Origin of the sequence: Streptomyces sp. NPDC102402, from assembly GCF_044765765.1 — a bacterium.
Classification (GTDB): domain Bacteria; phylum Actinomycetota; class Actinomycetes; order Streptomycetales; family Streptomycetaceae; genus Streptomyces.
In genome coordinates this window covers 1-11,270 of the sequence record NZ_JBIWKR010000036.1, presented here as the reverse complement: position 1 = coordinate 11,270, position 11,270 = coordinate 1, and the positions used below count along the sequence as shown (strand labels likewise).

At 66.9% G+C, this 11,270-nt stretch carries 9 protein-coding genes and 5 pseudogenes; 8 read left to right on the top strand and 6 right to left on the bottom strand.

Going from position 1 to position 11,270, the window contains the following annotated elements:
- From ACIRJR_RS36955 to ACIRJR_RS36940, 4 genes and pseudogenes are all read right to left on the bottom strand, one after another.
- Positions 1-715: hypothetical protein (locus ACIRJR_RS36955; RefSeq protein ID WP_403789147.1), on the bottom strand; the 715-nt coding region annotated here is incomplete at its 3' end.
- A gap of 116 nt (positions 716-831) precedes the next feature.
- Complete coding sequence (locus tag ACIRJR_RS36950; RefSeq protein ID WP_403789145.1) at positions 832-1,248, bottom strand: hypothetical protein; 417 nt, start codon at positions 1,246-1,248, stop codon at positions 832-834.
- A pseudogene (locus ACIRJR_RS36945) lies at positions 1,245-2,092 on the bottom strand (IS5 family transposase). Before ACIRJR_RS36945 ends, ACIRJR_RS36950 begins: the two are co-directional and overlap by 4 nt.
- A gap of 103 nt (positions 2,093-2,195) precedes the next feature.
- Complete coding sequence (locus ACIRJR_RS36940) at positions 2,196-2,450, bottom strand: hypothetical protein (protein ID WP_403789143.1); 255 nt, start codon at positions 2,448-2,450, stop codon at positions 2,196-2,198.
- 291 nt (positions 2,451-2,741) lie between these two features.
- On the opposite strand from ACIRJR_RS36940, the gene ACIRJR_RS36935 reads away from it, so the two are divergent.
- Complete coding sequence (locus ACIRJR_RS36935; protein WP_403789141.1) at positions 2,742-3,206, top strand: DUF6233 domain-containing protein; 465 nt, start codon at positions 2,742-2,744, stop codon at positions 3,204-3,206.
- Here ACIRJR_RS36935 and ACIRJR_RS36930 read toward each other — a convergent pair.
- Positions 3,203-3,523, bottom strand: coding sequence for an STAS domain-containing protein (locus ACIRJR_RS36930; protein WP_403789139.1), 321 nt, complete (start codon positions 3,521-3,523; stop codon positions 3,203-3,205). The genes ACIRJR_RS36935 and ACIRJR_RS36930 overlap by 4 nt on opposite strands.
- Before the next feature lie 657 nt (positions 3,524-4,180).
- Between ACIRJR_RS36930 and ACIRJR_RS36925 the strand changes: the two genes are divergently transcribed.
- The 3 genes and pseudogenes from ACIRJR_RS36925 to ACIRJR_RS36915 all read left to right on the top strand — a co-directional run.
- On the top strand, positions 4,181-4,510 hold the full coding sequence (locus ACIRJR_RS36925) for a chaplin (protein WP_403789137.1): 330 nt from the start codon (positions 4,181-4,183) through the stop codon (positions 4,508-4,510).
- Between the two features lie 412 nt (positions 4,511-4,922).
- Positions 4,923-5,280, top strand: a pseudogene (locus tag ACIRJR_RS36920) (transposase); the annotation flags it as partial.
- Positions 5,211-5,678: pseudogene (locus tag ACIRJR_RS36915) on the top strand (transposase); the annotation flags it as partial. The pseudogenes ACIRJR_RS36920 and ACIRJR_RS36915, both read left to right, overlap by 70 nt.
- A 366-nt stretch (positions 5,679-6,044) precedes the next feature.
- Here the strand turns inward: ACIRJR_RS36915 and ACIRJR_RS36910 are convergent.
- Positions 6,045-7,048 (bottom strand): annotated as a pseudogene (locus ACIRJR_RS36910) (IS5 family transposase).
- Positions 7,049-7,654: 606 nt separating this feature from the next.
- On the opposite strand from ACIRJR_RS36910, the gene ACIRJR_RS36905 reads away from it, so the two are divergent.
- The 4 genes and pseudogenes from ACIRJR_RS36905 to ACIRJR_RS36890 all read left to right on the top strand — a co-directional run bounded on the left by ACIRJR_RS36905 (position 7,655) and on the right by ACIRJR_RS36890 (position 11,150).
- A complete protein-coding gene (locus tag ACIRJR_RS36905; protein WP_403789135.1) occupies positions 7,655-8,038 on the top strand; it encodes a hypothetical protein in 384 nt (127 codons plus the stop codon).
- 583 nt (positions 8,039-8,621) lie between these two features.
- Positions 8,622-8,918, top strand: coding sequence for a hypothetical protein (locus ACIRJR_RS36900; RefSeq protein ID WP_403789133.1), 297 nt, complete (start codon positions 8,622-8,624; stop codon positions 8,916-8,918).
- 200 nt (positions 8,919-9,118) lie between these two features.
- Positions 9,119-9,766, top strand: coding sequence for a GNAT family N-acetyltransferase (locus ACIRJR_RS36895; RefSeq protein ID WP_403789131.1), 648 nt, complete (start codon positions 9,119-9,121; stop codon positions 9,764-9,766).
- 150 nt (positions 9,767-9,916) lie between these two features.
- Positions 9,917-11,150 (top strand): annotated as a pseudogene (locus ACIRJR_RS36890) (IS701 family transposase).
- Positions 11,151-11,270 lie beyond the last annotated feature (120 nt).

The following is an 11,270-nucleotide window of genomic DNA, read 5'->3' as shown; positions in this document are numbered from 1 at the left end:
ACAACGCCAACCTCACATCATCACCGGTTACTTCAAGGCCCCGCATGTCCGCTACACCCTCGACGAGTGAACCCCATGAGTTTCTGATCAATAGGGCGTCTATGACCTGGATTCTGATGTCCAGTACGGAGATTCTCTCGAGAGCCTTGGAGCCGAGAGCCAGCAGTTCCATACCTTCTCTGCTGACGTTGGTCATCGGCACGGCCGCACCCGAACCGAGGTGAAGCAGGAAGTAGTCGTCGTCCCAGTTGAGCCCCAGCGACGCCAGCGATTCGATGGCCGTGGCCCAGGAAACCCAGGCGTAAGGGATGACGGCGATGCTCGAGCCTGTCGGGGAGGTCTGGATCCGGTAAGCGACGGAGTGGATCACGGCTCTACCCCCGCCCGCGTTGACCAGGGAGACCGTCCTCAGCGAATCGTTGAGTTCGCCGCTGCGCCCCTCGGTCCCAGACCAACTCAGCGCGGGCTGCATGGTTTGCGAGAGCTGACTGCGAGTCACGATAATGCCGGCAAGTAGAGCTACCATGGCTGCGCAGGTCGAGGTGTCCAGCACCGTGAGCCGCCACGGCCAGTCGTCACGGACGTTGGCATTCAGATTGGCTTTGACGATCTCCCAAGTCAGATCGACTAAGGCGAATACGAGAAACGCTCTGGGCCACCGCAGCGTCCTGCCGCTGGTCGAGATCCGCCGTTGGTCCCACTGTGACTCTTCCATATGCCCTCCCGCATTTCTCATCCTCCCACCATGCCGCGTGCTGGGAGCAACGGTGCCGGATCAGGGAGCGCTTGAGTGGCAGTGGGCGGTTCGTGAGTTGTCTGTTCCGGGCTTGGTTACTGCTTCCTGCTGATGGTGCCGGGCTCGGACTCGGTGAGGATTCCTAGTGTGACGAGGCGTTTCATCTTGGCTCGGGTGCGTTCGATGTGTTTCGGCAGGAGCTCGAAGTCGAGGGCCTGGCAGATGGCACGGGCTGTCAGGGGGCCGGTAGTGCCGTTGAAGACGGCGAGGATGCGCGGGTAGTCCGGGTGCTCGGGCAGCTCCGGACTCCCTGATGGGTCGGGGCTGTGGACAGGGATTCGGTCGGCGAGGCCAATGATGGTCGTGCGGGTGATGGCGAGGTGTTCCAGTCGCAGTTCGGCCTCGCGGAGCTGGGTCTGAAGGGTGTCGATCTGGGTGCGGAGATCGTCGGTCAGGGTCCGGGCTGCGTCTTCCTGAAGGTCGAGCGCCTGAAGGAGGGGATTGAGGTTCACGCGCTGACCACCTGCGGATCGCGCCAGGTGAGCGTGCTCGCGTCGGTGAGCCGACGGGCCATGACGTGGGTCATGGCCCAGTAGACGCGTGAGGTGGAGGAGGCCGGGCGGTGTTCGTAGTCGCGGACCAGGCGCCGGTGCAGTATCAGGGTCCCGAACGTCTGCTCCACCCGCCACCGTTACGGCTGCGGAACGAATCCCCGCTCCTCAGGGTTGCGCCGGACGATCTCGACGTCGATGCCGAGGGCGGCCCCGTGCGTGACGACCTGGTTCTTGAAGCCCTGGTCGACTAGGGCCTTGCTGACCGAGCCGCCGGCTGCGACGGCGACCTGGTCGAGCAGAGCGATGCCGGCGGCGTTGTCGTGGACACTCGCGGCCACCACTATGACAGCGATGACCAGGCCAAGGACGTCCACGGCCAGTCCCCGCTTGCGGCCAGGCACCCGTTTCGCGGCGTCTTTACCCGTCGTGACCGCGGGGACCCCGGTGGCCGCCCGGACACTCTGGGTGTCCAGGATCACCAGGGTGGGGTCCTCTAACCGCCGGTTCCTCTCCCGCACCTGGCAGCGCAGGAGTTCATGGATCTGCTGGTCGGTGCCATCGTCCCGCCAGGCGGCGAAGTAGTAGTACGTCGCGCTCTTCGGCGGCAGGTCGTTCGGCAACAGGGCCCACTGACAGCCGGTCCGGGACTGGTAGAGGATCGAGTTCACGATCTCCTGCATCGGATAGCGGCCCTGGTGGCCGCTCACGGAACGGTGCCGCTTCTTCCAGACGTGATCACCGGCTCGATCAACGCCCACTGCTCGTCGGACAAGTCGCTTTGGTACGGCTTGCGTTCACTCATCCCACCGATCTCAGCGGGCCACCGGCACCGGACCGGGACGTTCCGGCTTCGTCCACACCATCAGGCGACACCAGAACCACTCATAGGCTCACGAACCACCCACTCAGAGCTCCGGGCAGTGGATTCCGGCCGGGACCGGCGGCCTCCACTGCCAGCCGACGTTGACGGCGTGCGGCGGCGACCTGTGCAGACAACCGAGACACGCATAGCAGGCTGCGACGGCCATGGTGATGCCCGCCGCGGTGGGAGTGTCCGGGTCAATAAGCGCCCAGACGGCCACCAGGGGGAGCACTGTGGCAGTGGCCAGGGGCAGCAGTCTGATGCCCCGGTAGACAGCGGCGACGACGAGCGCCCCCATGACCGTAGTGAGCCAGTCGGGAGTGCGCGCCCCTTGACCGTCGCAGAAGTAGTCGTCCTCCGGGGCCAGTCAGAGGACAGCCATGCTCGCGAGCACCATCGCCAGAACCGTGGGGGATGGGATGCGCCCAGCGTCCGGGCCGCAGCGCACGCCAGCGCTCCGCGTCGGAGGAGAGCCAGGCAACGGCATTCACCGGAACCAACCCGGGTAACAGGGGAATGGGGGCTTGGTTCACGGACTGCATTCTCGGGCCTGGTCTCAGACGGCCCACCCGCATCAGCCAACGGGAGTATGAACAGATCGGAAACGGTCGGGCAAAACAGCGTATGCGTCCCCTGGGGCCCAGCCGGTACGCAACTCAGCAGCGCCCTCACTCATCGTGATCAGCTCGCTGCCCAGAACCTGCCCGCCCACCACGGCTGCGTAGAGGATCCCGTTCATGATTTCTCACAGGTCGTGCTCGGGCGACCGTCCGACATCGAGAGTGACACGGCCCACGGGCGGGAGCGCCGGGAGCGGGCGCGGGCGGAGATGTCCTGGAAGATCCAGCCGCAGCGCTCCTCGTCGACGGCCTTGCTGCACCGGGGAGGGTGTGCCACCTACCCGGACCAGGCTGGGCTGATCTCCCGCGAGGACGCGATGGTGGCCCTGGCGGAGCCGGACATTGAGCTGTGCGGGGTCTGCCGGCCGCATACCGGGCTGATGCGCGGACAGGGCCCCGCAGGAATCCGCGGGGCCCTCGCGTGCGGGGGCTAAGCGGCGAGCGCGTCTTCGAGGGTGGGGTAGATCTGCAGGACGGTGTCGGCGCCGACGACGCGGAACAGGCGGGTGACGGTAGGGGAGGGCGCGGCGATGCGCAGGTTGCCCTGGCCGTGGGTGCTCAGGACGAGTCTGAGGAACATGGAGTCGCCGAAGGTGATGCTGCTGGCGTCCAGGACGATGCTGTCGTGCTGGGCGAGGGCCGTCTCGATCTCTGCTGTGAGGGGGCCGATGGAGTCGATGTCGAGTTCGCCGGCAGGGGCGAGGACAGGCGGCGCAGGCAGCGAAGGGGCGAGTTCTTCATCAGCTGTCATGCGGCAATTGTTGCCACAGCTGTATACGAGCCGTCCAGGCCCCCAGCAGACCGGCGAGGCGGACCCTTGTGCGGCTGCTCCGCTGGCCTGCCGTGCTCGTTGTCCCTCACCACCACCGGGCGGGCAGTCCGCGACACCCAAAACGCCGCCAGCTGCACCCTCTCGGCCGGTGCTCAGGATGTGGGCTCGCTCTGACTCAACCATCCGACACCGATCCCTTGCTCCACATCAGCGCCGGGCGCTCGAGCGCTGCTCGGTCGTGTCAGAGCCGGGCGACAGCGATTCGGCCCGTCGTCATGAGTCATGGACCGCAATGGTGCCGATTGGCAGCCCACCGACATTCGTGCTCTGGAGGTCTGAAGCGATGGTCGGGCATTCGTCGCCGTACGAGTGCATGGCTGGGAAGCGTTCCTGCCGCTCTCTCTCCTCCGGGGCACTGTCCCGCCCGCGGCACCGATGTCCTCGCTCCACGACGAGGCAGCCGCTGGCATCGGCACGCAGGCGGGGCTGGCGGTGGTCAGGCTGGTGGGGCATCGGCCATTGAGGGGATTGGCGGCCCCGGGCGGGCGCGTCGAAGTGCTCGAGGGGGATGAGCCCGCATGGTGATCGAAGCTGCCCCATCCAGGCGGGCAGCACTCATACTCTGCGGGAGATTTCATGTTCAAGTTCGGAAGCGCGGCAGTTCTGACCGCGGCTGCAGGTGCCCTGGTGTTCGCCGGTGCGGGCGCGGCCAGCGCGGACGCCGGCGCACAGGGGATCGCCTACGGTTCCCCGGGTGTGCTGTCCGGCAACGTCGTCCAGATCCCCATCAACATTCCGATCAACGCGTGCGGCAACTCGGTGAACGTCATCGGCCTGCTGAACCCGGCCTTCGGGAACACCTGCATCAACGGTGACTACGACGGCAAGGGCTACGACGACGGCAAGGGCCACGACAACAAGGGTGGCTACGACGGCAAGGGCGGGGACTACGGCCACGGCGAGTAGCAGCCCTCGAGTCCTTCTCTGCCTGGTTGCTCCGCTTGGGGGACAACCAGGCAGAGGCGGCTGCACGGGACCGGTCGTCCCAGGCTGTTGCTTCTGATCACAGACCCGGTTGATGAGCATCCTGCTGTCCGACGCCAGGAACTGTTGTCAGGAGAGCTCTCTGCCCGTCAGGGCCGTGGTGGCGTGGAGTTTGTGCGGCGGCCGAGCTGGGGTCATCGAAGAGGACGACCGCCGCACCACGGAGAATCCTGCTGGACTATCGACTGGGGACCCTCCGGCGCTCGAGTATGCGCTGCTCCCAGGCATCCTTGGGTGTGACACGCCCACCCTCACCCGAGTGTTACGGGCGGGAGCGGTCTGGGAGCCTTACCGCCTGCGGCCGTTGCCGTGACCGTTGGGATGCGGGCCACATCGTCGTCGACACCGCGGCCTTCCGCTGCTGGTCATGGTCACCCCCGCCGACATGAGTGACCGCGAAGCGGCCAAGGAGGTCCTCTTCCGTCTCCGGCTCATGCACCCCGAGATCACCATCGTCTGGGCCGACTCCGCCTACGCCGGCCAGCTCGTCATCTGGGCAAGGAAGTACCTCCGCCTCACCATCAAGACGGTCAGTCGGCCGAAGGACGCCGCCCCGCCGTTGGGTGGTCGAGCGCACGTTGGCCTGGCTGATGCCCGCCCGACGCATGGGGGACCCAAGACGGGACGAAGTGCTGTTGACCGGGGCGGGACGGGCAGCAAGTGCCATTTGGTCACCGACACCACCGGCATCCCGCTTGCGGCCACGTTGACCGGCGGCAACCGCAACGGCGTCACCCAGCTCATCCCGTTGCTTCAAGCAGTGCCGCCTGTGGGAGGGAAGGTAGGCCGGCCCCGGCGTCGAACTGACGTCGTCCTCGCCGACCGCGGCTACGACCACGACTAATATCGTCGCCTGGTCAGGGACCTTGGAGTCAAGCCGCTGATTGCGAGACGTGGCACTGGCCACGGCTGCGGGCTGGGCAGCCAACGCTGTGTTGCCGAGCGCGCTTTCGCTCGCCTGCACTGGTTCCGCCGTCTACGGATTCGTTGGGAGATCCGCGATGACATCCACGAAGCGTTCTTGCCCCTGGGGTGTGCACTGATCTGCTGGCGACGTCTTGCGTCACTGCCCGGACAGGCTGGCCCATAGCGCGAGGCCGTTTCCGTCTCACTCCCAGCTGGTCTCCGGTATGTGGACGTGGGAGTGCGTGCCCCATCCGTCGCGATCATGCCTGGAGCAGTGATCGGCAACCATGCCTTCCCAGGACCGATCGGTCCACCACAGAGCTCCATGCTCCTCATGAAGATGATCGTGGAGAGCCTTCAGCGCAACCGGATCCGTGACCCGCGTGATGACGTAGAAGGGCCACTTCTTCCGCCCAGTGAAGATCCGGGTCTGCCTGATCTTCCACCTACCCATGAACACCCCCATGTCAAGGCCGCCAACATCATGCGACATTCGTCAGGATCACGCTCGGCGGTTGATCATTCTGTTAGGGCCTGTGTGAGGTCGTGATCATTCGGTCGCCGGTAAGAGGTCGTTGATCCAGATCAGCGAGGCTCGGAGGTGGAGTCCGGCGTCGTAGTTCTCGGGGGACTTGTCCTAGCGGGTGGCGATTCCGCGCCAGGCTTTCAGTTTGTTGATCATGCGTTCGAGGGTGTTGCGGTCCTTGTAGAGCTCGGCGTCGTGGGTGACGGGCCGGCCGCCCTTGCGGCCGCGGTTCTTGCGGTGGGCGGCCTGGTCCTTCTTCTCCGGGATGACGGCTTTGATGCCGCGTTTGCGCAGGTAGGACCGGTTGGCGCGGGAGGAGTACGCCTTGTCGCCGGCGACCGCGTCCGGCCGGGTGCGTGGGCGGCCGACGGGCAACCGGATGCGGACCTTGTTCAGGACGGGGAGGAACTGCGGGCTGTCGGCACCCTGTCCAGCCGTCAGCACGATCGCCAGGGGGCGGCACTTGCGGTCGGACGCGAGGTGGACCTTGCAGGTCAGGCCGCCTCTGGACCGGCCGAGCAGGGCCTGCTTCAGGCGGGCTTTGCGTCTTCGCCGGATGCGTCGCCGTTCTTCCCGTCCAGGATCGTCGGCGTCGCGCTGTCCGTTCTGTTCCCCTTGGCCGCCCCCTTTTGCCGGGCCTGTTCCTGTTCCCGCACGGTCTTCTCCAGGGCCTCCATGACCTCGGGGGCGACGGGTATTCCGGCGGCGTCGTGATGCACGCGGGTGGTCGTGGAATCCACGCTGACCAGTGACAGGTCGGTCTTCCCCTGCCCGGCGGCCTCGGCGATCAGCCCCTCGAGCAGTGCGGTGAACACGCCTGCGTCCCGCCAGACCCGGAAACGGCCGTAGACGGTGGGCCAGGGACCGAACTGCTCGGGCATCTCCCGCCACTGGGCGCCGGACCGGAAACGCCAGATCACACCCTCGAACTGGTCCCGCAACTTCACCGGGTAGGGGCCGTACTCGCCGACCGGCAAGTACGGCTGGATGAGTTCCCACTGGTTGTCACTGAGCTGTCGGCGCGTCACACCGGCGTTCTACCGTGATCCGTCCCGGCACTGCAGCGGAACGATATTGATCACGACCTCACAGGGCAATACACCTAGTGCTTCCTGGGCGTTGGTGAGGCAGCCCGCGTATAGCGGTCCGCTCGCCGCGGGGATCGGATTCCGGCACGAGGGCTACGCACAGTCCACAAGCCGCCCCCTTGCCTTCCCACCGGCACGTGGAGGCGCCGTGCGGTCTGCGTTCACCACCCGTTCCTCACGCGGCGTCCTGGCAGCCCGACGGTCGCCGACACGGACCTCGCACAGGCGGCATTCGACAACTGACCGCTGCAAGCCGCTGACCTGCCGTGGGGAGTTTCGTGGTGAGTTCGGCGGAGCCGTGGTGAGAGGAGGGTACGGCCACTCACCGCGGCACCCTGCTCACTGGTCGCTCTCTCTCCACGGCAGCGGCTGAACCGCATCGAGATGAGACCCCGCCAGTTACGGGACGGGCCCTTTACCCCGCGGCCCTGGGTGAGGCGGGCCTGCCTGTCGTCGCGCTCAACTGCAAGGGCACGGGCTCAGGTAGGCGCACGCCCGTCACACCGACAAGGCACGCCGGTGACGGGATCGACGTATGTTGCGCGGATGGACATACTTGAGATCAAGTCGAAGCCGGTGATGCTGGCAATCGCGGGCCTGGTGGTCGCCGGTGTCGGATTCGGAATTGGCCTTACGCTACCGACGGATACCGCGACCCCGCAGGTGTTCCAGGGCACGGTTTCGGCAGTCAGCATCAAGGGAGACAAGTTCGGGGTCTCCCTCGGTGGTCGCCAGCCGGGTAAGAGTTTCGGACTCGGTGCCGTGCCATGGAAGGACACCGACGGCACCTGGCACGAGCGCAGCCCGATCGACTGTCTCAAGCCCCTGTCCCAGGGACAGCACATCAGGTTCGGCGTCGTCCACGTGAACGATCCCGGCTTCAGCACCGACCTCGTCGCCTGGGTCGACTGCTCGAATGCGACTGGCTGACCCACTCTGCTGGGAGCCAGGCCGGCCACAGGCCCGCATCTGGGCGTTCCGGGCCCGACACCCTGGCACACGACAACCGCGGCGTCCGCCGAGCTGCGGCTCCTTCTGGTCCTCGAGCACCGCCGCTGCAGCGCCGGACGGTCGGCTGCGCAGCGCAGCCGGTATGGGGCCCGACACCAATCCCGACACTATGACCGACGATATGACCGAGAGCATGACCGACACTATGACTGACATCCCGTGAGAGGACCTCTGCATAACGGCAGGTCAAGCACCGGTTTCCGTGTGGTGAGTGCTCAGGCTTCCCCTCTTCTGCCTGGCTGCCTTGCTACGGGGGTGGGGTGGTGGTGGCTGGTGTTGGGCGTGGTCTCGGGGAGGGCGGGCGGCGCTGCGCTGGCCCTTCTCCCCAGCCCGTCGCGCTGCCCCAGACCGGGCCGGCCTCCAAGGCGGCACCACCTGGTGCCCCTCGCCCCTGCCGGGCTGGCCTTGTCACCGGAACCGACAGCGTTCACGACTTCGGGAGTCACCAGGGTCAGCGGCCGTTCGATCTTCCAGGGTTCCGGCTAGCGATACAGTGCGCGCCGTGGATATACCTGACTGGTTCAAGTGGATCTTTCTCGGCTTGGCCTTCTTGCAGGTCTTCGGCCTCGTCTCCGTCATCCGTCGACTGCGCGAACTCGACGCTGAAGTGCGGGCCAAGGCACGTTTCGATCTGGTGGACTCGAGCGGCACCATCTTGTTCTTGGGCGGCGCGTACCTGAGTCTCGAGGCTTCGGAATCCTGGTTCTGGCTCGGCCTCGCTGGCCTCGCCCTCGTGGGCACCGGCTACGCCGTGAAGGGAGTGCATCTCCTCCGCGCCCGCCGTCACCCCACAGCCTGATCCAGCTGGTACTCCAGCCGCACTTCGTGATCCGGTGACGAGCCTGCACTGGCAGTGGCCGTGGCGGGCTCGCTCTTGGTGCACGCCTGCCGCCTGAACCGACGTCAGGCGGGGACTGTACGGCTGGTCTGGCCATGTATCCGCGCCCAATGTAAGGTGCCATCATCAATTTGGATCATTACGCACGGGGGTGAGCGGTGTTGGACGCCGCGATCGACGAACTCGTCCGGATGTGGCTCGATGGCTGGACGCTCTCCCGAGGCACGGCCGACCCGGTCGCCGAGCACTGGGGCTGGAGCATCGATGTCGGCATGGTGGGCCACGTGGCCCGGCACGTCCTGCCCGTGCCCGCCGAGGTCGACGTCCGCAAGATCGCCGATGCCACCAGCGCGCCCGGCACCTGGCTGAAGCTGTTCGCCGACGACGCCACGGTGCGGCCCTGGCTGGACTCCCAGTGGCGGCTCGACACCCCGACCCACCTGATGACCGCGCCCCTCGCCGCGGAAGATCCTCTCACCACCGCTGGATACACCCTCACCTCCTGGACGCGCGCCGGCGTCACCCGCGTCCTGGTGCGCACCCGCGACGGGCACTTCGCCGCCCGCGGCCAGATCGCCGTCACCAGGACCATCGCCGTGCCCGACCAGATCGAGACCGACCCCGGCCACCGCCGCCGCGGCCTTGGCGGCCTGATCATGCGCACCCTCCAGAACACCGCCCACGCCGCCGGCGCCACCACGGGCGTCCTCGTCGCCAGCTCCGAGGGCCGCGCCCTCTACTCCACCCTCGGTTGGACTGCCCGCTCGCCCATGGCCAGCCTGTGCTTGGAAGAGCCCGCCGTCTCCTAGTCAGCCCCACTTCACGATCGGGCTGGTTGGGGCGGGAACCGCAACGGCCACCGCGTGATCTTGGCGAGGTGTGTGACTCTTCAAGATCGGACGGTGGCCGCGAGCCACGGCGTAGACCCTGACCGGTGGCGATCGGTGCTCGGGGATGTGATGGCCAGGGTCGCGGGCCGGTTCACCCGGATCGAACCACGCGCCACGGCCCGGGCATTCGTCACCGGGCTGGCTGCTCTCGGACGTGGCGAGCAAGAACTGCTGGTCGCTGGCCGAACACTGCGGACACCGGCGTCCCGATGCAATGCAACGGCTACTGCGCTCCGCCCGCTGGGATGCGGATGCGGTTCGCGACGACCTGCGCGACATGGTCGTGGAGCGGCTGGGCGACCCGGACGGGGTCCTGATCGTGGACGAGACGGGCTTTTGAAGATGGGCGAGCACTCGGCTGGTGTGCAGCGGCAGTACTCGGGCACCGTCCGCCGGATCGAGAATCCCAGATAGGAGTGTTCCTCGCCTACGCGTCCCCGCGCGGGCGCGCGCTGATCGGCCGTCGGCTCTACCTGCACATGGACAGCTGGTGTGCCGACGACTCCCACCGCTCGGCAGCGGGCATACCCGAGCAGGAGGTGTTCGCGACGAAGCCGCAACTGGCCCGCGACATGATCGCTGCCGCCCTTGACGCCGGCACCCCGGCCCGGTGGGTCACCGGAGACGAGGTCTACGACCAGGACCCCTCCCTGCGTGCGGAGTTGGAGGCTCGCAGCACCGGCTACCTCCTGGCGGTGTCATGCGCGACCCGCGTGCTCATCAACGACGGACGCACCCCCGGTGCGGTGGCTGCGGGCCTGCCGAGGGCGCCTGGCAGGCCCGCAGTATCGGTGCCGGGGCCAAGGGCCCGCGCCTCTACCGGTGGGCCTGGATCGCCCTGGACGGCGACGGCACCCGCCGCCAACTGCTGGTCCGCCGTAACACCGCTACAGGCGAGCGCGCGTTCTACCTGTGCTTCACCCCGCAACCGACGCCGCTGTTGACCCTCGTGCTCGTCGCCGGGGTGCGCTGGTCAATCGAGGAGTGCTTCCAAGCCGCCAAGGGACAGGTAGGACTCGACCACTGCCAGGTCCGGCACTTCACTTCCTGGCACCGCCACATCACCCTGGCCATGCTCGCCTTGGGCGTCCTGGCCTTCCTGGTGGCCGAAGCCACGATGGCTCCCGCAGAGCCCGGCCGTGTACCAATCGACCTGACCGCCAACGAGATCCGCCACCTGATGAACGCACTGATCCCCGACCAGCCACGCTCACTCGCCCAGATCCTCCACTGGTCGATATGGCGCCGGACGCACCAGGGACGGGACCGCCACAGCCACTTCCAGCGCAGAGTCGTCACCTGATCACGAGTACGGCTGGAGTACTAGATGTACTGACCCGTGAGGTTGGGGACGCGGCTGGCGGGTGGCTGGCCCTTGAGCGCGGTGTGTCCGCGGTGGTGATTGTAGGTGTGGAGCCATCGC

Coding starts and splice junctions, on each gene's coding strand:
- ACIRJR_RS36930 (WP_403789139.1), bottom strand. CDS start 3,523: ATGACAGCTGATGAAGAACTCGCCCCTTCGCTGCCTGCGCCGCCTGTC.
- ACIRJR_RS36940 (WP_403789143.1), bottom strand. CDS start 2,450: ATGGGGGCGCTCGTCGTCGCCGCTGTCTACCGGGGCATCAGACTGCTG.
- ACIRJR_RS36925 (WP_403789137.1), top strand. CDS start 4,181: ATGTTCAAGTTCGGAAGCGCGGCAGTTCTGACCGCGGCTGCAGGTGCC.
- ACIRJR_RS36935 (WP_403789141.1), top strand. CDS start 2,742: ATGAACAGATCGGAAACGGTCGGGCAAAACAGCGTATGCGTCCCCTGG.
- ACIRJR_RS36905 (WP_403789135.1), top strand. CDS start 7,655: ATGGACATACTTGAGATCAAGTCGAAGCCGGTGATGCTGGCAATCGCG.